Source organism: Amycolatopsis sp. NBC_00348 (genome assembly GCF_036114655.1).
In the GTDB taxonomy this organism is placed as follows: Bacteria; Actinomycetota; Actinomycetes; order Mycobacteriales; family Pseudonocardiaceae; genus Amycolatopsis.
Window position 1 is genome coordinate 1,993,507 of the sequence record NZ_CP107994.1, and the last position, 19,635, is coordinate 2,013,141.

At 73.7% G+C, this 19,635-nt stretch carries 19 protein-coding genes; 13 read left to right on the forward strand and 6 right to left on the reverse strand.

Features of this window, described 5'->3' with window-relative positions:
* Window positions 1-40: 40 nt before the first annotated feature.
* The 10 genes from OHS58_RS08950 to OHS58_RS08995 all read left to right on the forward strand — a co-directional run bounded on the left by OHS58_RS08950 (window position 41) and on the right by OHS58_RS08995 (window position 9,646).
* Window positions 41-1,183, forward strand: coding sequence for a serine hydrolase domain-containing protein (locus OHS58_RS08950; protein WP_328647856.1), 1,143 nt, complete (start codon window positions 41-43; stop codon window positions 1,181-1,183).
* 25 nt (window positions 1,184-1,208) lie between these two features.
* Window positions 1,209-2,474 carry an FAD-binding protein gene (locus tag OHS58_RS08955; RefSeq protein WP_328647857.1) on the forward strand — a complete coding sequence of 422 codons (1,266 nt, stop codon included), beginning with the start codon at window positions 1,209-1,211 and terminating at the stop codon, window positions 2,472-2,474.
* A 161-nt stretch (window positions 2,475-2,635) separates the two neighbouring features.
* Entirely contained in the window at window positions 2,636-3,916 is a 1,281-nt protein-coding gene (locus OHS58_RS08960; protein WP_328647858.1) for an ABC transporter substrate-binding protein, read from the forward strand.
* Between the two features lie 3 nt (window positions 3,917-3,919).
* A complete protein-coding gene (locus OHS58_RS08965) occupies window positions 3,920-4,864 on the forward strand; it encodes a carbohydrate ABC transporter permease (RefSeq protein WP_328647859.1) in 945 nt (314 codons plus the stop codon).
* Entirely contained in the window at window positions 4,861-5,712 is an 852-nt protein-coding gene (locus OHS58_RS08970) for a carbohydrate ABC transporter permease (protein WP_326950319.1), read from the forward strand. The genes OHS58_RS08965 and OHS58_RS08970 overlap by 4 nt, the downstream gene beginning before the upstream one ends.
* 4 nt (window positions 5,713-5,716) lie before the next feature.
* Window positions 5,717-6,292 (forward strand): hypothetical protein, encoded by a 576-nt coding sequence (locus tag OHS58_RS08975; RefSeq protein ID WP_328647860.1) that lies wholly within the window; start codon window positions 5,717-5,719, stop codon window positions 6,290-6,292.
* On the forward strand, window positions 6,289-7,368 hold the full coding sequence (locus OHS58_RS08980; protein ID WP_328647861.1) for a Gfo/Idh/MocA family protein: 1,080 nt from the start codon (window positions 6,289-6,291) through the stop codon (window positions 7,366-7,368). Before OHS58_RS08975 ends, OHS58_RS08980 begins: the two co-directional genes overlap by 4 nt.
* Complete coding sequence (locus OHS58_RS08985) at window positions 7,365-8,630, forward strand: Gfo/Idh/MocA family protein (RefSeq protein WP_328647862.1); 1,266 nt, start codon at window positions 7,365-7,367, stop codon at window positions 8,628-8,630. The genes OHS58_RS08980 and OHS58_RS08985 overlap by 4 nt, the downstream gene beginning before the upstream one ends.
* Before the next feature lie 211 nt (window positions 8,631-8,841).
* Window positions 8,842-9,231, forward strand: a complete 390-nt coding sequence (locus tag OHS58_RS08990; RefSeq protein WP_326950315.1) for an STAS domain-containing protein — start codon at window positions 8,842-8,844, stop codon at window positions 9,229-9,231.
* Window positions 9,232-9,295: 64 nt separating this feature from the next.
* On the forward strand, window positions 9,296-9,646 hold the full coding sequence (locus OHS58_RS08995) for a DoxX family protein (protein WP_328647863.1): 351 nt from the start codon (window positions 9,296-9,298) through the stop codon (window positions 9,644-9,646).
* 166 nt (window positions 9,647-9,812) lie between these two features.
* On the opposite strand, the gene OHS58_RS09000 is transcribed toward OHS58_RS08995, so the two are convergent.
* Window positions 9,813-11,942, reverse strand: a complete 2,130-nt coding sequence (locus OHS58_RS09000) for an AfsR/SARP family transcriptional regulator (protein ID WP_328647864.1) — start codon at window positions 11,940-11,942, stop codon at window positions 9,813-9,815.
* Between the two features lie 191 nt (window positions 11,943-12,133).
* On the opposite strand from OHS58_RS09000, the gene OHS58_RS09005 reads away from it, so the two are divergent.
* Window positions 12,134-12,577: a DUF6294 family protein gene (locus OHS58_RS09005; protein WP_326950312.1), complete on the forward strand. Its 444-nt coding sequence runs from the start codon at window positions 12,134-12,136 to the stop codon at window positions 12,575-12,577.
* A gap of 22 nt (window positions 12,578-12,599) precedes the next feature.
* Here the strand turns inward: OHS58_RS09005 and OHS58_RS09010 are convergent, their stop codons facing one another.
* The 3 genes from OHS58_RS09010 to OHS58_RS09020 are packed head-to-tail and all read right to left on the reverse strand — an operon-like array spanning window position 12,600 to window position 15,686.
* Complete coding sequence (locus tag OHS58_RS09010; protein WP_328647865.1) at window positions 12,600-13,550, reverse strand: SDR family NAD(P)-dependent oxidoreductase; 951 nt, start codon at window positions 13,548-13,550, stop codon at window positions 12,600-12,602.
* A gap of 9 nt (window positions 13,551-13,559) precedes the next feature.
* Window positions 13,560-14,426 (reverse strand): universal stress protein, encoded by an 867-nt coding sequence (locus tag OHS58_RS09015; RefSeq protein WP_328647866.1) that lies wholly within the window; start codon window positions 14,424-14,426, stop codon window positions 13,560-13,562.
* Window positions 14,427-14,471: 45 nt separating this feature from the next.
* Window positions 14,472-15,686 (reverse strand): MFS transporter, encoded by a 1,215-nt coding sequence (locus OHS58_RS09020; RefSeq protein ID WP_326950309.1) that lies wholly within the window; start codon window positions 15,684-15,686, stop codon window positions 14,472-14,474.
* 112 nt (window positions 15,687-15,798) lie between these two features.
* Here OHS58_RS09020 and OHS58_RS09025 point away from each other — a divergent pair, with 112 nt between their 5' ends.
* Both OHS58_RS09025 and OHS58_RS09030 read left to right on the forward strand, forming a co-directional pair.
* On the forward strand, window positions 15,799-16,686 hold the full coding sequence (locus tag OHS58_RS09025) for a LysR family transcriptional regulator (protein ID WP_328647867.1): 888 nt from the start codon (window positions 15,799-15,801) through the stop codon (window positions 16,684-16,686).
* A gap of 60 nt (window positions 16,687-16,746) precedes the next feature.
* Window positions 16,747-17,730 (forward strand): TIGR01777 family oxidoreductase, encoded by a 984-nt coding sequence (locus tag OHS58_RS09030; protein ID WP_328647868.1) that lies wholly within the window; start codon window positions 16,747-16,749, stop codon window positions 17,728-17,730.
* A gap of 271 nt (window positions 17,731-18,001) precedes the next feature.
* Here the strand turns inward: OHS58_RS09030 and OHS58_RS09035 are convergent, their stop codons facing one another.
* Window positions 18,002-18,607 carry a hypothetical protein gene (locus tag OHS58_RS09035; protein ID WP_326952770.1) on the reverse strand — a complete coding sequence of 202 codons (606 nt, stop codon included), beginning with the start codon at window positions 18,605-18,607 and terminating at the stop codon, window positions 18,002-18,004.
* A 71-nt stretch (window positions 18,608-18,678) separates the two neighbouring features.
* Window positions 18,679-19,506 carry an NAD(P)H-binding protein gene (locus tag OHS58_RS09040; RefSeq protein WP_328647869.1) on the reverse strand — a complete coding sequence of 276 codons (828 nt, stop codon included), beginning with the start codon at window positions 19,504-19,506 and terminating at the stop codon, window positions 18,679-18,681.
* Window positions 19,507-19,635 lie beyond the last annotated feature (129 nt).

The following is a 19,635-nucleotide window of genomic DNA, read 5'->3' on the forward strand; positions in this document are numbered from 1 at the left end:
GCTGGGCTAGCCTCGGGCGACCGCCGACCCGGGGAGCACCATGAGCCTGCGCGAGATCCTGCAGCGGCACGTCGACGCCGGCGCGCTGCCCGGCGCGGTCGGCGTCGTGGCCCGGCCCGGCCACGTCGAGGTCGCGGCCGTCGGCGCGGTCGACGTCGAGGGCAGCACGCCGATGGCCGAGGACAGCCTGTTCCGGTTCGCCTCGCTCACCAAGCCCGTCACCGCCGCCGCCGTCCTGGCCCTGGTCGACGACGGCCGGCTCGCCCTCGACGACCCGATCGGCCGGTGGCTGCCCGAGCTGGCCGACCCGAAGGTCGTGCGCACGCCGGCGGGTCCCGTCGACGACCTCGTGCCGGCGAACCGGCCGATCACCGTCTTCGACGTGCTCACCAGCCAGGCCGGCTGGGGGTTCGCGTCCGACTTCTCGCTCCCGGCGGTGCAGGCGCTGTTCCCCGTCCAGCTCGACGGCCGCGAGGTCCAGCACTTCCCCGAGGCCGACGTCTGGCTCGCGCGGCTGGCCGACGTCCCGCTGCTGTACCAGCCCGGCGAGTCCTGGCTCTACGACACGTGCTCGGCCATCCAGGGCGTGCTCGTCGCGCGCGTGGCCGGCTCGTCGCTGCCGGCGTTCCTCGACGAGCGGATCCTCGCCCCGCTGGGCATGGACGACACCGGGTTCGTCGTCGGCGCGGACCGCCGCGACCGGTTCACCAGCTTCTACAAGGCCGGTCCGGACGGCCTCGCGCTCGCCGACACGCCGGACGGCCAGTGGAGCACGATGCCCGCGCTGCCGCTCGGCTCCGGCGGCCTGGCCGGGACGGCGGGGGACTGGCTGGCCTTCGGCCGGATGCTGCTGGCCGAAGGCGCCGCGGCGGACGGCAAGCAGGTCCTGAGCCCCGAGTCGGTCCGGCTGATGACCACCGACCACACCACCGCGGCGCACCGCGAGATCGGCGCGCTCTTCCTGGAGGGCCAGGGCTGGGGGATGGGCGGCGCGGTCGACGTCGCCGTCCTCGACCCGTGGAACGTCCCGGGCCGCTACGGCTGGGTCGGCGGCACCGGCACCACCGCCTACGTCGTCCCGGCCACCGGCACCGTCAGCGTGCTGCTCACCCAGGTCGGCGAGGACAACCCGGTCCCGCCGCAGTGGATGCGGGACTTCTGGCGGTACGCGTCGGCCGGGTGAGCAGGGCTTGAGTAGGGTCGGACGCATGGGCGAGTCGAACTGGGCCGGCAACCATCAGTACGCCGCCGAAACCGTGGTGACGCCGCACACGCGCGACGAAGTGCGCGCGGCGGTCGCGGCCGCGTCGAGCGTCAAGGCGCTCGGCAGCCGGCACTGCTTCAACGACATCGCCGACGCGCCCGGCGGGGTGCTCCTCGACCTGAGCGAGCTCGAGAGCCCGGTGGAGATCGACGCCGGCGCCGCCACGGTGACCGTCGGCGGCTCGGCCCGGTACGGCGACTTCGCCCAGCAGCTGCACGACGCCGGGTTCGCGCTGGCCAACCTCGCCTCGCTGCCGCACATCACGGTCGCCGGCAGCGTCGCGACCGGCACCCACGGCTCCGGCCGGCGCCGCCAAGGGCTCGCCGCGGCCGTCTCGGCGCTGGAGCTGGTCACCGCGGGCGGCGAGGTCCGCACCTTCTCGCGGGCCGCCGACCCGGACGTGTTCCCCGGGCTCGTCGTGAGCCTCGGCGCACTCGGCGTCGTCACCCGGCTCACCCTCGACGTCGTGCCCGCGTTCGACGTCCGGCAGGACGTCTTCGAAGGCCTGCCGTGGGAGGCCGCCTACGAGCACCTCGACGAGATCGAGGACGCCGGGTACAGCGTCAGCCTGTTCACGAACTGGGTGAACGACGTCGTCGACCTGGCCTGGGTCAAGAGCCGGGTGGGCGCCTTCACCGAGCGCGCCGGCCTGTTCGGCGCCCTCCCGGCCGGCGCCCCGCGGCACCCGGCGCACGCGGCGGGCGTCCCGGCCGGCAACGTCACCCCGCAGCTGGGCGTGCCCGGGCCGTGGCACCAGCGGCTCCCGCACTTCGCCCTCGAGTTCACCCCGAGCGTCGGGGACGAGCTGCAGACCGAGTACTTCGTGCCCTACCGGGATGCGGCGGCCGCGATCGAGGCCGTGCGCGGGATCGGCGACCGGCTGGCGCCGGTGCTGCTGGTGTCCGAGATCCGCACGGTCGCGGGCGACGACCTGTGGCTGAGCCCGGCGTACGGCGGCGACCGCGTCGCGCTGCACTTCACGTGGCAGCCGCGTCAGCCCGAGGTCGAAACGCTGCTGCCGCTGATCGAGGAACGCCTCGCCCCGTTCGGCGCCCGGCCGCACTGGGGCAAGCTCTTCTGTGGCGGCGAGCTGGACACGGTGTACCCGCGGCTGGCCGATTTCCGTTCCCTGGCGGGAACTCTCGATCCTGGCGGCGTGTTCCGGTCGCCGTTCATCCGCCGGAACGTCTTCGGCGAAACCGGCGTGTGAATGCTTTCGGAGTAACCGTTCTTCGATGATTTCGAAGGCACGATCCGCGTATTGACACCTTTGTCGCGCACGTCCTACGGTGGACCGCCGAGTTCCTGTAAGCGCTTTCTCGCTGGGTCGTGGGAGCGCTCACAGACCATTCCGACCGGACGGAGATGTCGATGCGTCGGACGCGTGTGCGCGGGTTCGGGGCGGTCGCCGCGATCGCCCTGCTGCTGACCGGTTCGGCCGCGTGCGGGTCGGACTCGGGTGGCGGCGGTGACGTCAGCATCACCTTCGCCTGGTGGGGCAGCGACGGCCGGGCGAACCTGACCAAACAGGCCGTCGAGCTGTTCCAGAAGAAGAACCCCACGATCAAGGTGCAGACGTCGTTCGCGGCGTACGCGGCCTACTGGGAGAAACTCGCGACGCAGACGGCCGGGGGCAAGCCGCCGGACGTGCTCAACGTCGACACCCGCTACCTCGCCGAGTACGGCGGGCGCAGCGTGCTGGCCGACCTGAACCAGGGCGCGGGCAAGGCGGTCTCGCTGGCCGACGTCAACCCGGAGCTGGCCGCCACCGGCGTCTACCAGGGCAAGCGGTACGCCGTGCCGTGGGCGCAGAACACCCCGGCGATGCTGTACGACCCCGCCGCCTTCACCGCGGCCGGCGCGGACCCGGCGAAGGGCCTGACCTGGGACCAGTACGCCGAAGCGACCGCGAAGGTCGGCGCCGCCAGCGGGTTCGCCGCGCGCGGCGTGACCGACTTCGGCATCCTGGACACGCCGCTGGAGATCTGGCTGCGCCAGCAGGGCAAGCAGTTCTACACCCCCGACGGCAAGCTCGGCTTCACCGCCGGCGACCTCCGCGGCTACTGGCAGCTCGCGAGCCGCTTCCGCGACACCAAGGCCGCGTCGCCCGCCGACGTCACGGCGTCCTACAACACCTCGCCTGAACAGTCGCCGCTCGGCAAGAAGCTGACCAGCTCGGAGTTCGCCTACGACAACCTGCTGCCCGCCTACCGCAAGGCGAACGGCAAGAACCTGAACGTGGCGCCGTACCCGACCGGCGCGAACGGCGATCTCGGGCAGTACCGGCGGCCGTCGATGTTCCTGTCCGTCTCGGCGCGCAGCCAGCAGCAGGAGGCCGCCGCGAAGCTCGTCGACTTCTTCGTCAACGACGCCGACGCGGCCAAGATCCTCGGCACGGACCGCGGCCTCGCGCCCAACCTCAAGATCCGCGCGCAGCTCGCGGCCGGCGCGACCGGCGACGACAAGACGCTCTACGCCTACGAAGCCGCGCTCGAACCGAAGCTCGGGGCCGCGCCGCCGGTCCCGCCGAAGGGCGCCGGCGCGATCCAGAAGCTCCTCCAGCGCACCTACGAGGAGATCGCGTTCGGACGGCTGGGCGTCGACGACGCCGTCACCCGGTTCATGTCCGAAGCCGACAAGACCCTGGCGTAGCCGATGACGTCGCTGCGCACCCCGGCGCCGCCCCGGCCGGTGGCGCCGGGGCCGCGCGCCGGGTACCGCCGCGAGAACCAGCCGCAGGCGTTCGCGTTCCTCACGCCGTGGCTGCTCGGGGCGGTGGCGCTGACCGTCGGCCCGATGGTCGTCTCGCTCTACCTGTCCTTCACCGACTACGACCTGTTCACCACGCCGCATTGGGTGGGCTTCGGCAACTTCACGCACATGTTCACCGACGACGACCGCTACCTGCGCTCGGTCGAGGTCACGCTGATCTACGTCCTCGTGTCGGTGCCGGTCAAGCTCGCCGTCTCGCTGGGGGTGGCGTTGCTGCTCAACACCCGCCGCGGCGGAGGTGGCTTCTACCGCGCCGCGTTCTACGCGCCGTCGCTGCTCGGCGCGAGCGTCGCGGCCGCGCTCGTCTGGCGGGCGCTGTTCACCGGCGGCGGCCCGGTGAACGACGTCCTCGCGCGGTTCGGCTGGCACACGCCGAGCTGGGTCGACGACCCGAACTTCAGCCTCGCCTCGATCGTGCTGCTCGGGGTGTGGCAGTTCGGTGCGCCGATGGTGATCTTCCTGGCCGGCCTCAAACAGGTGCCGGCCGAGCTGCACGAAGCGGCGGCGATCGACGGCGCGGGCGCGTTGCGCCGGTTCCGCCACATCACGCTGCCGATGCTGTCCCCGGTGATCTTCTTCAACCTCGTGATGGAGGCCATCCACGCGTTCCAGGCGTTCACCCCGGCGTTCGTCATCGGTGGCGGCCGCGGCGGGCCCGCCGACGCGGACCTGTTCTACACGCTCTACCTGTTCGAGGTCGGCTTCCAGGACTTCCGCATGGGGTACGCGTCCGCGATGGCGTGGGTGCTGCTGGTGGTGATCGCGATCGTGACGGCGATCGTGTTCCGCACCGCGAAGCTCTGGGTGTTCTACGAGGACCGCCCGTGACCGCGCTCCGGGTGCCTCGCACCGCGCGGTCGATCGGCTGGCACGTGCTGTGCCTGTGCGGGGTGGCCGTGGTGCTGTACCCGCTGGCGTGGCTGGCTTTCGCGTCGGTCAAGCCGCCGGACGAGATCCTCTCGCGGCTGGCCCTGCTGCCGACCCGGTTCGTCTTCGACGGCTACTCGAAGGGCTGGGAAGGCGCCGCGGGCGTCGGCTTCGGCCGGTTCTTCCTCAACTCGTTCCTCGTCGCCGGGCTTTCCGTGGTGGCCAACGTCGTCTCGTGCTCGCTGGCCGCGTTCGCCTTCGCCCGGCTGCGGTTCCGCTTCCGCGGCGCGCTGTTCGCGTTCATGATCACGACGCTGATGCTGCCCTACCACGTCACGCTGATCCCGCAGTACGTGATCTTCCAGCAGGCCGGGCTGGTCAACACGTTCGTCCCGCTGATCCTGCCGAAGCTGCTGGCCACCGAGGCGTTCTTCGTGTTCCTCATCGTCCAGTTCATGCGCGGGATCCCGCGTGAGCTCGACGAGGCCGCGACGATCGACGGCTGCAGCGTCTACCGGACGTTCTGGCACGTCGTGCTCCCGCTGTCCAAACCGGCGCTGGTCACGACGTCGATCTTCACGTTCATCTGGACGTGGAACGACTTCTTCACGCAGATGGTGTACCTGAACGACACGGAGAAGTTCACCGTGCCGCTCGGCCTGCGGCTGTTCGTCGACACCAGCAGCCAGTCCGACTTCGGCGCCATGTTCGCGATGTCCGCGCTCGCGCTGGTCCCGATCGTGCTGTTCTTCCTCGCCTTCCAGCGGCTGCTGGTCGAAGGCGTCAGCACCAGCGGTTTGAAGGGATGACCTCGTGTCGAAAGCGGCCGTGCGGCGGGTGGACTGGCGCACCGGGCTGGGCGACTTCGCCGACTGCCTGCTGGTGGGGTTGCTCGTCGCGCTGGCTTCGGTGCCGGTCTTGACCGCACCGCCCGCGTTCGCCGCGGGCTGCCAGGCCCTGGACCGGGCCCGGCACGGCATCGGCCGTCCACTGTGGACGACGTTCTGGGCGGACTTCCGCCGCACCGCTCGTGGTGGGGTGGCGTTCGCGGTGGCGTGTGGTGCCGCGGTCGTGCTGGCCGCGGTGGACCTCGAAGTGGCGGCGTCGATGCCGGGCGCCGGGGTGCTCCGGCCGGTGTTGTGGGTGCTCGCCGCGGCAGGTGTGGTGGTCGCGGTGCGGACGTGCGCGGTGGTCGGTTCCTCCGAGCAGACCTGGCGCCGGGCGGTCGTGACGGCGGCTCGTGAGTCCGTGGGGGCGCCGGGGAAAGCGCTGCTCGTGGCGGTGGCCGTGGCGCTGTCGGCCGTGCTGGTGTGGATGCTGCCGGTGCTGGCCCTCGTGGTGGCGGGCCCGCTGGGCCTGGCCGCGGTCGCGACCGGCGCGCGTCGATGAGCCAGCCGCCCAGCGTGGTCGTCTTCGGCACCGCCGGGTACGCCCTCACCCACCTGCGCCAGGCGCGGGAGCTGCACGACCGCGGCGAGATCGTGCTCGCCGGCGCCTGCGACGTCCGGGACCCGCCGGCGGAAGCCCTCGACCTGCTGCCGGACGACGCGCTCGTCACCTACAACCCCGCCGAGCTGCTCTCCCGCACCGGCGCCGGGATCGCGGTGGTGGCCACCCCGCCCCGCACGCACCTGCTGCTCGCGCGCCTCGCCCTCGACGCCGGCTGCGACGTGCTCGTCGAGAAACCGCCGGTGCTCGACCTGGCCGCCTTCGACGAACTCGCGCGGCGGGACCGGGCCGTCCAGACCGGGTTCCAGAGCTTCGGGTCCGCCGCGATCCCGGTGATCCGCGCGGCGATCGCCCGCGGCGAGATCGGCGCGGTCACCGGCGTCAGCGGGGCCGGGGCGTGGATCCGGCGGGACGAGTACTACCGGCGGGCCGCGTGGGCGGGCCGCCGCGACCTCGGCGACGGGTCGCTGACCAACCCGTTCGCCCACGCCGTCGCCTCCGCGCTGCTGCTCGACGGCACCGCCGGCGTCGATCCGGCCGGCATCACCGTCGAGCTGTACCGGGCGCGCGACATCGAGTGCGACGACACGGCCTGCGCCCGGCTCACCTTCACGAACGCGCCGGACGTCGTCGTCGCGGCCACCCTCGCCGCCGAGGCCGACCACGACCCGTACGTGCTCGTCCACGGGACCGCGGGCCGGATCCGCTGGCACTACAAGACCGATCGTGTCCTCCTCGGCGATCGGCCGATCGAGGTGGGCCCGCCGGAGGACCTGCTCACCAACCTCGTCCGGCACGTCCGCGACCGGGTCCCGCTGCTCGCGCCGCTGTCGGAGACCCGCGCCTTCACCGCGTTCGTCGAAGCCGTGCGCGGCGCCCCGGAACCGCGTCCGCTCCCCGCCGAGCGGGACGGGGACCGGTTCGTCGTAGCGGGTGTCGACGCCGCCGTCGACGACGCGGCCGGCCGGCTCGCCCTGTTCTCGGAACTCGACCTGCCCTGGGGGTGCCCGGCATGACGCGGTACGCGATCGTCGGACTCGGCTCGCGCGCCGAGCTGTTCGCGCGGGCCCTGGCGAAGTCGCCCCGAGCGGAGCTGGTCGCGTTCTGCGACCGCAACGAGACGCGGATGCGCGTCCACAACGGCTGGCTCGGCACGTCCGTGCCGTGCTACCGGCCGGACGACTTCGCCGTCATGCTCGTCAAGGAACGGGTGGACGTCGTCGTGGTGTGCACGCCGGACCACACGCACGCCCACTACGTCGCGGGCGCGCTCGGCGGGGGCTGCGACGTCGTCACCGAGAAGCCCATGACGACCGACGTCGACGGCGCCCGGCTGATCCTGGCGGCGCGGCGGGTGACCGGGCGGTCGGTGCGCGTCGCCTTCAACTACCGCTACAACCCGGTGCACCGCCGGGTGCGCGAGCTGCTCGCCGCGGGCGCGATCGGGGAAGTCGGCTCGGTCGAGTTCAGCTGGCTGCTCGACACCGCGCACGGCGCCGACTACTTCCGCCGCTGGCACCGCGACAAGGACCGCTCCGGCGGCCTGCTCGTGCACAAGTCCGGGCACCACTTCGACCTCGTCAACTGGTGGCTCGGCAGCGGCCCGGAGACGGTGTTCGCGCTGGGCGGGCTCGTCTTCTACGGCGAGGAGAACGGCCGCCGGCACGGCCACGCCACCGGGTACGCCCGCGGCACCGGCGAGCCGGCGGCGCGCGACGACCCCTTCGCCCTCGACCTCGAGCGTTCGCCCCGGCTGCGCGCGCTGTACCGGGACGCCGAGGCCGAGGACGGCTATCTGCGCGACCGCAACGTGTTCTCCCCGGGCGTCACGATCGAGGACGACCTGTCGGTGCTCGTCCGCCACCGCAACGGCGTGGTGCTGAACTACCACCTGCACGCCTATTCGCCGCGCGAGGGCTACCGCGTCGCGTTCGCCGGCAGCGAGGGCCGCCTCGAACTCGACGTCCGGGAAAACGTCCACGCGGGCGCGCCGGACCGCCCCGCCCGGGCGCGGCTGACCGTGCAACGGCACTGGGCGGCACCCGAGGTCGTGCTCGACGTCCGGCTGGGGGAGGGCCACGGCGGCGGCGACGAGCGGATGCTCGCCGAGCTGCTCGGCGACGCCGACCCGGACCCGCTCGGCTGCGCGGCCGACCACGACGACGGCCTGCGCGCGCTGCTCACCGGGCTGGCCGCGAACCGGTCGCTGATCACCGGCGAGTCCGTCGGGATCCGCGGCCTGCTGGACGAAATCGGCGAGCGACCCAGGGAGCGATGACGCGTTCACGGCCTTGTCCTTTTCGGACTGCTCGCCACGGCGGCACCTCCATCGAGTACTCGGGCGCGAGTACGAGGTCCACGACGGCCTGCCCGACATCGTCACCGGCTCGGACCTGGTGACCTGGCCGGGTGTGCCGGCCCGGTTCGAGGTTTCGGACGCCCGGCGACCGGGTAGGCGGTGATCATCCGCAGCCGGAGGGAGCCCCACCTTGACCGAGACGCCCGCCCCAGACCCGACGGGCCTGATGCTGACCGTGGTGAGGTCCGGGCGCGCGCCCGGCGTCCTGCGCGTCACCGTGACGGGTGAGGTCGACATGTCCACCCGGCCGATGCTCGAAGCCGAGCTGGAGCGGGCCGTGGCCGAGGGGCCGTACCGGCTGGTCGCCGACCTGACCGGCGTCGGGTTCTGCGGGGTGACGGGGATGGCGACGTTCTCCCGGCTGCGGACCCGGTGCGCCGACGCCGGGATCGAACTGGTGGTCCGGCCCTCGAGCGTGGTGCGGCGGGCGCTCGATCTCGCGGCGCTGAGTTCGCTGTTCCGGCTGGAGGGGCCCTGGGCGAACGGCGACCGGGAGATCGCGCAGGCCGCCGAGCGCTGAGTCACCTTCGGCGCGGCCCGGCCGTCGTGGAGGCGTAACTGCTTCCCAGGCAAGGACTTCGCCGATGACCACCGTTCATCTCGTCATCACCCTCGTGACCATCGCGGCGAACGCCGGAATGGGCGTCGCCGACGTGCTCCGCGCCCGTTTCGTGCTGGCCAGCTCCGCCGCGGTCGACGTCCCGGCCGGCTGGGTACCGGCACTGGGGATCCTGAAACTCGCCGGCGCGGCCGGGCTCGCCGCGGGCCTGGCCGGGTTCCCGGCCGTGGGCACAGCCGCGGCGATCGGCCTGGTGCTGTTCTTCGTCGGCGCGATCGGGGCGCATGTCCGGGCCCACGCCTTGAGCACCCTCGGCGCGCCGGGCGCTTACCTGGCGTTGGCGGTCGCGTCGCTGGTCACCGGCATGGCGACGTGAGCTGCTCATCGAGGGCGCGGGCTTCCTCGTCGGCCGCGGCCAGCTGGCGGCCGCCGCGTCGCCCCGGCGGTCTTCGTCGGCGCGATCGGGGCGCACGTGCGGGCCCACGCCTTGAGCACTCTCGGCGCGCCGGGCGCTTACTTGGCGTTGGCGGTCGCGTCGCTGGTCACCGGCATGGCGACGTGAGCTGCTCGTCCAGAGCGCGGGCCTCCTCCTCGGCCGCGGCCAGCTCGCGGTCGGCCGCCGCCGCGTCGCCCGGGCGGCCGCGGCGGGTCAAAGCTTCCGCGTGCCTGCGGCGGGAGAACACCACCGCGGGCCAGTGGGCCAACGCGAGGTTGTGGCGGACCGCGGCTCGCAGGTGCGTCACGGCCAGGTCGGCGTCCCCCATGGCCAGTGCCGCGGTGCCCAGCGGGGAGTGGGCCGAGCCGAAGCAGGCGACCGCGAGGCTCGCCATCACCGGCAGGTGGCCGAACGGGCGGAGCAGGTCGTAGACCCGCGCCGCCGTCTCGGCGTCGTCGACCAGGTACGCCGTTTCCGCCACGCCGCACAGGGAAAGCAGCCAGGTGCTGGAGCGGGGCAGCGCGCCCAGGTCGTCGCCGGACAGGCGGGCCAGTGCGCCCACCGCCGTCCGGCGGTCGCCCGCGTACGCGGCGGCCACGGCCAGCGCCGCGTAGTACGAGTTGTCGATCGGGCTGAGCGTGGGGGAGTGCATCAGCCGGTCCAGCACCGGCACCAGCTCCGCCAGCCGGCCCTGGAACCAGCGGATCGCCACCAGCTGCGCGCCGTACCAGCCGAGCGCGTCGGGGTCGCCGGCCACCTGCCCGAGCTCGGCGCAGGCCTGCGCGCCGGCTTCGGCCTCGGCGAACCGGCCGGCCCGGATCGCCAGCATGACCTTCAGCGACGCGGCCACGAACCCGGCCGCCAGGTGCTTCCGCGCGGCCAGGAGGTCTTCGAGCTCGCCGAGGCGCCGTTCGGCGTGCGGGTCCGCGGCCAGGAACCGGTCGACGGTGTCCCACACCACGCCCATGACCAGGTCGGTGCGCCGCCCGGACGGCCCGCTGACGCCGATCAGCTCGGTGGCGAGCGTCTGGCGCAGCGCGACGTGGTCCGGGCCGAGCAGGCAGTGGTGGGCCAGGCTCAGCGCCTCGGCGTGCGCGACGGGATCGCCACCCGCCCGGGTTTCCGCGGCGAGGGCGAGGATCCGCTCGTGCGCGCCGTCCTCGTAGTCCTGTTCGCCGGCCAGCCGGATCCGCAGCCGCAGGCCCAGCCGCGACGCCGGGTCGACGCGGTCCAGCACCTGCCGCAGCCGGGTCAGCAGCGTCGTCGACGCGGCCGACGTCCGGTGCTCGTGCACCCACACCCCGCCCAGCCCGAGCACGGCCCGCCCGAGCGCGTCGACGTCGCCGTCGAGCTCGGCCCGGCGGTAGGCGTCCTCGAAGTGCGTCCGGCTCGTCCGCAGGTCGCCTTCCTCGAGCAGCGCGTGCTCCCCGGCGCCGAGCGAGCCGGCGTCCGGGACGGTGATCACCTCCCGCGGCCGCACCGCGAGCAGGCCCGGGTCGTGGGCGAGGACACGCCGGTGCACCTCGGTGAGGACGGGTGACGGCTCCAGGCCGGACGCGCTGACGAGGTCGTGGCGGGCGCGGCGGAAGACCTCCAGGGCGTCGCCCTGGCGCCCGGCCCGGTAGAGGGCGGTCATCAGCTGCCCCCAGAGCCGTTCGTGGCCCGGGAACGCGGCGGTCAGCACCTCGAGCTCGCCGATCAGCCCGGTGTCCTCGCCCGCGGCCAGGTCGGCGTCGATCCGGTCCTGCACGGTGTTGTGCCGCACCCGCTCCAGCCGCACCCCCTCGGCGGCCAGCACTTCGACGCCGTCGAATTCGCCGTACGCGGCTCCGCGCCACAGGTCCAGCGCGGTGGTCAGCTGCGTGCGGGCGGTGCCGTGGTCGCCCGCGGCGAGCGCCCGCCTGCCCTCCCCGGCGAGCTGCTCGAAGCGCACCGCGTCGATGGCCTGCGGGGCCACGTGCAGCACGTACCCCGGTGGCCTCGTCAGGAGCAGTGGCGGCGCGAAAGTCCGGCGCAGCCGCGAAAGGTAGGTCCGCACGGTCCGGTCGACCTGGTCGGGCGGCCGGTCACCCCACAGCGCCCGCCCGAGCGCACCGACGCTGACGACCCGGCCGGCGTCCGCGGCCAGCACGGCCAGCAGCGTGCGCAGCCGCGGCCCGCCCACGTCCACCGGTTCGCCGCCGATCCCGGCCTCGAACGGCCCCAGGACCCCGAGATCCACCCCACGCGTGCTCATTCCCGCCCCTCCAAGCACGGACGCGTCCGCGCTTGGTCTACAGGAGCAGGACGCGGCGCGCGGGATACGTCGCAGGCGCCAGGTCGTGGTCGACGGGCTGTCGGTGGATTGTCGATGGACTGTCGATGGGCGCTGTGAAGCTCGGCCACGTCCCGCCGAACAGCGGGAATCACCACACAGGAGGGAATTCGATGAGGCACACGATCCGGGGTCTGAGCACGGTTCTGGCGACGGCCGCCGCGGGGGCGGCCCTGCTGGCCGCCGCGCCGGCGGCGCAGGCGGCGCCCGCGGGCACCGCCGCCGTGCTCGACGTGAAGAGCGCGACCTGGGGCCAGCTGCACGCGGGGGACTGCGAGCAGGACAACGGCACCATCGTCCTGCGCTCGGACGGCACCGGCGACTGGAGCGCGACCACGCTGACGTTCCAGACCCACAGCGGGGACATCTGGCACTCCAGCTTCGACTTCAAGACGACGGCCGGGACGAAGCTGTTCTCCGCGGGCACGTTCGACAGCCCGAGGATGAACGACGGCAACCCGCCGCCGCGCTACAACTGGACCGCGCACTTCAAGTACGACGCCGCGCTGTTCAGCGCGGTCGACGTCTTCAAGACGATCCAGCACTCGAGCTGCTGAGCGCGGCCACCGGCTTCGGCGGCTACCCGTCGAGGCCGGTGGCTTCGAGACCGGTGGCTTCGAGGCAGTAGGCCAGCAGCTTCCGCACTCGTGCGTCGTCGGGGCGGGTGTGGGGGAACAGGTGCTCCGGACGCGGGCGGCGGTCGTGCCAGAAGCGGCCCGCGTCCGGGGCCGGCTCGGTCGCGGCGAGCCAGACGGCGGTGTCGGCGCCCTGCGCGGCCGTGCGCAGGAACGGCCGTGTGACGCGCCGGAACAGCGGGAGCGACCCGGTCAGGCCGGGGGTGTCGGCCCAGCCCGGGTGACAGCTGTGCACGGCCAGGCCCCAGCGCCGCGCCAGCACCGGCGTCAGCTCGACCTGCATCCGTTTCGTGCGGGCGTAGGCGACCGCGCCGCGGTAGGTGCCCGTCCGGTACTCGGGGTCGTCCGCGGCGAGCGGCTGGGTGTACATCCCGCCCGACGACATGAAGATCACCCGGCCGTCCCGCAGCGCCGGTCGCAGCAGCTCGGTGAGCAGCAGCGGGCCGAGGACGTGGGTGGCGAGGGTGAGTTCGTGCCCGTCCTCGGTTTCCGAGCGCTCGCGCGGGAGCGTGCCCGCGTTGTGGATCAGGACGTCGGCGCGCGGGTGTTCGGCGGCGCAGGCGCGGACGGAGGCCAGGCTCGACAGGTCGCAGTGCGCGAGCCGGACGTCGGCGCCGGGCACCTGGGCGAGGACGTCGTCGCGCGCGGGCGCGCCGCGGTCGAGGTCGCGCACGAGCATGACCACGGACGCGCCGAGCCGCGCCAGCTCGGTCGCGCACGCCTGGCCCAGCCCGGAGCCCGCGCCGGTCACCAGGGCCACTTTCCCTTGCAACGCCCCGGGTGCGGGGTCGCCGGGGCGCCAGTGCGGCCGGCGCAGCAGGTAGCCGAACCGGGTGTAGCCGGCCGCCGTCCGGTCGAGGACGACGTCGGCCAGGTCGGCGAGAGGAGCGATCACCTGCCCAAGCTACGGCCGGACCGGCGGTCGCGCCGTGCGGACCACGCGGACCGGGCAGCCCGCGTGGTGCAGCAGCGCCTGGGCCGTCGAGCCCAGCAGCAGCCCCGGGAAGCCGCCGCGGCCGCGGTCGCCCAGCACGACCAGCTGGGCCGCCGCGCTGCGCTCGACCAGCTCGCGCCGCGGGTGCGCCGGGACCACCACCCGCTCCACCTGGACGTCCTCGACGTCGCCGGGCCGGACCTGCTCCGCCAGCAGCCGGCGCCCCGCTTCGACGACAGCCTCGGGGGCCGGCTCCGCGGGTGGTTCGTCGGCCCACGCGTGCAGCACCACCAGCGGCACCTGCCGGGCCCGGGCTTCGGCCAGCGCCGTCGCGAGGACGGCCGTCCCGGCGTCGCCGCCGTCGATGCCCGTGACGACCGGGCCGCCGGTGCCCGGCTCGTCCCAGCGGTCGCCGCGGACCACCACCGTGTCGCAGTGCCCGTGGGTGCCGACCGCCGCGGCGACCGACCCGGCGAGCGGGCCGGCGCAGCGGCCGCGTCCGGACGCGCCGACCACCAGCAGCGCGGCGGTCCACGACACCTCGATCAGGGCCTGCGCGGCGCGGTCGGGGTCGAGCCGGGTGACCGCGTCCGGCACGCCCTGCGCGGCCGCGAGCTCCCGCGCGGTCCGCAGGGCGCGGCGGCCGCGGGCGCGCAACGTGTCCAGCATCTCCTCGGGCGGCGGCACCTCGCCGCCGGCGAGCAGGGCCGGGAAGTCGAGCGCGTGCCGGATTTCCAAGGGCCGGTCGTGCAGCCGGGCCGCCCGCGCCGCCCACCGGACGGCGTCGAGCGACTCCGCCGAGCCGTCGGCGCCCGTGACGATCGGCGGGGTGGTCATCGGCGGCTCCTGACGCGGCTGGCGTCCCCCGACTCTAGGCCCGCCTCAGGCGAGCGTGCGCCGCGCGGACCAGCCGATCAACCCCAGCTCCAGCACCGCGAACCCGGCCAGCACGACCGAGCCGGGCAGCCAGAGCATCGCCAGCCCGGTCGTCAGCACCGGCAGGACCAGGCCCGCGTAGGCGGCGAGGAACAACGCGGCCAGGACTTCGCCGCGGGTGAGCGGGTCGGCGAGCGCGGCGACGGTGCCGACGCCCGCCCGGAAGCCCAGGCCGAACCCGGACCCGCCGAGCACGGCCGCGACGAAGAACAGCGGGAGCGACGCGGTGAACGCCGACACCGCCAGCAGCACCAGGCCGGTGCCCATCAGCACGTACCCGGACCGCAGCTGGGGTCGCGTGCCGGCGCGGGCGAACACGATCTGGACGAGCGCGGCGCTGCCGAGCATCACGAAGGGCGCGATCCCGGCGAGCAGCCGGGACGTCTGGTGCAGTTCCTGCGCCAGCAGCGCGGGGGCGAGCGCCATGAACAGGCCGCTGATGGCGAACGCGCCGAACACGCCGATCGCGGCGCCGGTGAACTCGGACCGGGCGGCCGGCGGCAGGGAGAGCCGTTGCGGCCGGTAGGCGGGCCGCTCTTCCCGGCGTTCCACGGTTTCCGGCACCAGGCTCACCGCGAGTGCCTCGACGAGCAGCACCACCAGGAAGACGGTGAACGGCGTGCGCAGCGGCTGGTCGGCGAACCGGGCGAAGAAACCGCCGACGAGCGGGCCGATGGCGAGGCCGCCGGCGTTGACCACGGTCGTGATCAGGCCGGAGCGGCCGGGGTCGGCGTCCGGGTTCGCCTGGGCGCGCAGCTCGGACAGGTGCGCGGTGGCGGTCGCGGTGAGCGCGCCGATCCCGGCGCCGCTGATCAGCCGGGCGACGATCAGGCCCGGCACGTCCGGCCAGAGCAGGAACAGGGCCGCGGCGATGGCCTCGGCCAGCAGCCCGGCGAGGATGACGCGGCGGCGGCCCAGCCAGTCGCTGACGTGCCCGGCCAGGTAGAGGCTCAGCATCACCCCGACCGCGTAGGCGGCGAAGACGACGGTGACGACGAAGGTGGGGAAGCCATCTCGCTGCTGGTAGAGCGCGTACAGCGGGGTCGGGACGGTCGAGAACGCGAGCGCGGTCGCGAAGGCGACGGCGATGATGCGGAACCCCAGGCCGTGGCTCACCCGCAGGCGCGCGGCGGGCCGGGCCGGGGTGATGGTGGCGGACATGCTGACCTCCTGGTCTACGGATCTTCCGCCTTCCACCATGACCCTGCTGACTCACCAAGTCCAACGAAGAGTCATGGTGCCAGTTATCGCTTCGAGCGATAAGTTGGCTCGTATGGAGACGCGTCAGCTGGAGTACTTCGTCGCCGTCGCCGAGGAGCTCAGCTTCACCCGGGCCGCCCAGCGCCTGTACGCGGTGCAGTCCACCGTGTCGGCCGCGGTCCGGGCCCTGGAGACCGAGCTCGGCGCCCGGCTGTTCGACCGGTCCACCCGCAAGGTCGCGCTGTCGGCGGCCGGCGTCGTGTTCCTGCCCGAGGCGAAGGCCGCGATCGAAGCGGTGGAGCGGGCCCGCGCGACGGTCCAGGAGGCGTCGGCGGGCCTGCGCGGCAGCCTCCGGATCGGCACGCTGACGGCGATCGGGAGCGTCGACCTGCCCGCGCTGCTCGGCGCGTTCCACCGCCGCTACCCACTGGTGGACATCCAGGTCACGGTGTCGATCACCGGGTCGACCGGCCTGGCCGAGGACGTCCGCCAGGGCCGGCTCGACGCCGCGCTCGTCGGGCTGCCCGGCGTCGACCTGCCCGGGCTGGACGTCCGGGCCCTCGAATCCCGGCTGTTCGTCGCGCTGCTGCCGCACGGCCACCCGCTGGCGCGCGAGCGGGAGATCCGGCTCGAGAGCCTCGCGCGGGAGTCGTTCGTCGACATGCCGCGCGGCTTCGGCAACCGGGTCCTCGTCGACCGCGCCTACGAAGCGCTGGGCTCGCCCCGGCGCGTCACCGTCGAGGTCGCCGACCTGCGGACCGTGCCCGGGTACGTCCGGGCCGGCCTGGGGATCGCGGTCATCCCGGAGGTGCCCGAATCCGGCGAGGTGGACGTCGTCGCGCTGCCACTGGCCGGCGCGGGCCTGGACTGGCCGCTGAACCTCGTCTCCGCGAGCGCCAAGCCGCCGAGCCGGGCGCTGCGCACGCTCCTCGATCTCGTCACTGCTCAGGACCATATTTGAACGCGTTCAACTCTTCCGGTACGGTCGGTCACAGAGGGACGACCGTGAAGGGGGAACGTCATGAAGGTGGTGCTGCCCGGTGGCTCCGGCCATCTGGGCCGGGTGCTGAGCCGGGCGCTGACCGAGCGGGGACACGAGGTCGTGGTGCTGAGCCGGGCCGGCGGGCCCGGGCCGTGGACGCGGAGCGTGCGGTGGGACGGGCGCACCCCCGGCGCCTGGACCGGAGAGATCGACGGCAGCGACGTCGTCGTCAACCTCGCCGGCCGGTCGGTGAACTGCCGCTACACGGCGGCGAACCTGCGGGAGATGATGACGTCCCGGACCGACTCGGCGCGTGTCGTCGGCGGGGCGATCGAACGCGCCGGGGCGCCGCCGCGGGTCTGGCTGCAGATGAGCACGGCGACGATCTACGCCCACCGCTTCGACGCGCCGAACGACGAAACCACCGGCGTGCTCGGCGGCGCCGAGCCGGACGCGCCCGCCTACTGGGGCTACAGCGTCGACATCGCGCGGGCGTGGGAGCGGGAGCAGGAACGGGCGGAGACGCCGCGGACCCGCAAGGTCGCGCTCCGGACGTCGATGGTGATGAGCCCGGAGCCCGGCGGCGCGTTCGAAGCGTTGTTGCGCCTGACCCGGCTGGGGCTGAGCGGCCCGGTCGCGGGCGGCGCGCAATACCTGTCGTGGATCCACGAGGACGACCTGCTCCGCGCGATCGACCTGCTGATCGCGCGGGACGACCTGAGCGGCCCGGTGAACCTCGCGGCGCCGGAACCGTTGCCGTACCGCGACTTCCTGCGTGCCCTGCGCGCGGCGGCGGGCGTCCCGTTCGGGCTGCCCGCCACCCGCTGGATGGCCGAACTCGGCGCGTTCGTCCTGCGCAGCGACACGGAACTGCTCCTGAAGAGCCGCCGGGTGGTGCCGGGCCGGCTGCTGGACGCGGGCTTCGAGTTCGAATTCCCCCAGTGGGCCGCGGCGGCCGAAGACCTGGTGCGGCGGACTAGGAAGCCGCGGCGATCGCGGACGAGAGCTTCCCGTTCCCGCTGATGACCGCGGGCTTGCGCGAGCGGGCTCAACGGTCGAGGACGACTTCCGCTAGGCGCTTGGCATCATGCTGGCCGGGTTCCGGACGACGCTGGGCCAGCGCGTGTCGACCCTCCGATCACGCGTGTCGACCCTTCCATCACGCGTGTCGACTCTCCGATCACGCGGGCTGACCGTTCCATCACGGGCCGAGCGTGCGTGGAACGCCGACACGTGTGATTGGGGAGCCGACTCGCGTGATTGCGGGGTCGACACGGGTGCCGTGGCCCCCGCGTCAGAGGTTCGCCCGGCCGGTGCGGAAGAACTCCGTGATCGCGCCGTCCAGTTCGCTCAGGGGCCGGGCCGCGCCGAAGGGAGCGGTCCAGAACTCGCCTTCCCTCGGCTCGAACGGCCCGACGTACGCGTACGGCTCGCCCAGGTAGCCGTCGCCGGGGGAGACGCCGTAGTTGACCTCGTCGACGGTGATCGCGACGTCGAAGTGCTCGGGCCACAGCACCGGCGTCGCGTCCGGCGCGAACTCCCGCAGCGCCCGGTCGCCGTCGGCGAAGCCCTGCAGCAACGTCGTCAGCGCCGAGGCGTCGAGGGTGATCGTCTCGTCGAGCCGGACGCCGGGGCCGCCCGAGTAGACGCCCTCGGGCTCGCCCGCCGTGAACCCGGCCGACGCCGCGACGTCGAGGTACGTGCGGCCGGCCAGCGGGACGCGCACCGAGTTCGTCACCAGCTCGTCGCCGTCGAGCCGCAGCGCCGGCGCGACGACCGTGGCGAACCCGCCGTCGACCACCCGGAGCTCGATCCGGCCCGCCGCCCGGTGCTGCGGTCCGGCCAGCAGCAGTTCGGCGACGCCGTGGATCGATCGTCTGGTCGTGGCGAGTTCGGTCACGCCACCGAGTGTAGGCACTGCCGGAGTGAGTCTGCTCGCGGTCTTCGCGCGCAGACTCACTCCGGCAGCGCCTAGGCGAGCGGGAAGTGTTCGGCGGCCCACTGCTCGAACCCGAGCCCCGGCCGGCCGAGCACCCGCTCGACGGTGTCGGTCGCCGGTGAGCCGCCGCGGGCCGCGTTGGCGATGAACGCGAGGATCGCGTCGACGACCGCCGGCTTCTCGAACTGCCCGAACTGCTGGCGCGCTTCGGTTTCCGACAGCTCCTCGATCCGCACCGGCACCCCGGCGGCGGCGCCGATCAGCTCGACCTGCTCCCGCTGCGACAACAGCCGCGGACCCGTGAGCATCCCGTCCGCCGAGCCGTGCCCCAGCAACGCCGCGACGGCGACCGCCGCGACGTCGCGTTCGTGGATCGGCGCGGTCTTCGCCTCCGGGTGCACCAGCTGCACCACGCCCTCGTCCCGGATGGCGTCGGCCCAGTTCAGCGCGTTGGTCGCCAGCACCAGCGGACGGATCGGCGTCCAGCGCAGGCCCGAAGCCGCCATCGTCTGTTCGACGGCGCGGTGCTCTTCCGCGATCAGGTTGCCGTTCGCCGACGACAGCAGCACGCTGCCCGACGACAGCAGCACGACGTGCTCGACGCCCGCTTCCCTTGCCGCGGCGGCGAAATCGTCCGCGCCGTCCGTCGGCGCGTAGACGAAGACCTGCCGCACACCGCGCAGGGCCTCGGTCAGGGTGGCGGGCCGGGTCAGGTCGGCCGCGACGACCGGGACGCCGGCGGGCAGGTCCGCGGTCGCGGGGTTGCGCACCGACGCGCGCACGGGCTCCCCGGCGGCGAGGAGCTGGTCGACGACGCGCCGCCCGACGTTCCCGCGGGCGCCGATCACCAAAGTGGTCATGATGGTCCTCCTGCTCAGCTGCCGCGGGAGGAAGCGAACGACGGCTCACCTCGCGCGGCAGGCAACTGGTACCTGGCGCGCCAAGGGAGTCACAGTCGTGACAGGCGAAGCGTTCCGACGCTTCACTTC